Here is a 1,033-nt window from a genome sequence, read left to right as displayed (position 1 = left end):
AGCTCGAAGTCTGGGTGCTCGGCATACGGGTAAACGCCTGTCTTAGCGAGTTGGGCGAGGCTGAAAGATTCAATATCGCAGAAGAGTGTTCGCATGACGAGGTTCCTTTCACATAGAGGAAAAGTGGAGGGAACCAACAAGATGTGCTGATTCCCTCCACGTGTGGGGATGGTTACTTCAGGAAATCGTCATCAGCGGCGAAGGCACCGAAGTCGGTCTCAGCGGAAACTCGTCCACCGCCAAGGGTTTCTCCGTCGCGGGTCTTTTGGATATTGCCCAGTCCACAGGCGATACCACGGTTGCCGTTTGTGTTGAACGCATAGAAGGACAGGGATACGCGTGCGTAGCAGCCCGAGTACACTTCGGCGCGGTCCAGGATCGGGGCGACGCTCTGATCGACGATCTGCGGAGCGGTCAGGGAGTTGGCGTTGAGGAAGTAGGCGCCCTTGTAGGCTTCGTCGTCACGCTCAATATCCCCATCGCGCAGCGGCAACTTGAGGGCGGCCTTGTTGGGGCGCTTGCCACCAAACTTGGCCGTTCCGGCGTCGATCGCTGCATCCACGGCCTTCTCGATCGCCGCAATCGTGGCAGTATCGGACTTCGGGATAATTAGGGAGACGGAGTACTTCGGTTTGCCTCCCTGGATGGAGTTCGGCTCCCACACGTGTGCGTAGGATAGGCGAACTTCGCCGGTCACAATACGAGTTGTGTTAGTCGTTGACATAATCATTCTTCTTTCTACTAGTTACTTGTTTGGTTGAAAATCGGTGGCTGCACTCACCAGGTCAAGCGCTGGCCGTTTATCGGATGCAAGAACCAACGTGGGTTTGCCTGCAGGTTTGGTCACGAGGTCACCGAGGATCTCGTTGAAGGCGGGTTTGCCCATGAGGCGTTCCATGGCTGTGAGGGTGATGAGCTTGCGATCCCAGATGTCCCTATATCCAGCCGCCTCAGCCGCTGCAGCGACATCGGTTTCGGAGGTGTATTTGCGTATCGACCGTCCGGCTACGAGCTTGAACCCCTCAAAGACCAC

Annotated in this window: 2 protein-coding genes; both read right to left on the bottom strand. The window is 56.4% G+C overall.

All coding sequences use genetic code 11. The annotated features are described in order from the left end of the window. Window positions 1-172: 172 nt before the first annotated feature. The gene (locus HMPREF2975_RS08205) at window positions 173-724 is read right to left on the bottom strand and encodes a DUF2815 family protein (protein ID WP_036325069.1); all 552 of its coding nucleotides are present in this window, start codon (window positions 722-724) and stop codon (window positions 173-175) included. Window positions 725-745: 21 nt separating this feature from the next. Beyond that, on the bottom strand, window positions 746-1,033 hold a 288-nt coding region (locus tag HMPREF2975_RS08200; RefSeq protein WP_141757352.1), incomplete at its 5' end, for a DUF2800 domain-containing protein.

The sequence above is a fragment of the Actinomyces sp. HMSC065F12 genome (assembly GCF_001814535.1).
GTDB lineage: Bacteria > Actinomycetota > Actinomycetes > Actinomycetales > Actinomycetaceae > Pauljensenia > Pauljensenia radingae_A.
Note: the sequence above shows the minus strand (reverse complement) of the source record. Positions and strands in the feature narration are given on the sequence as shown.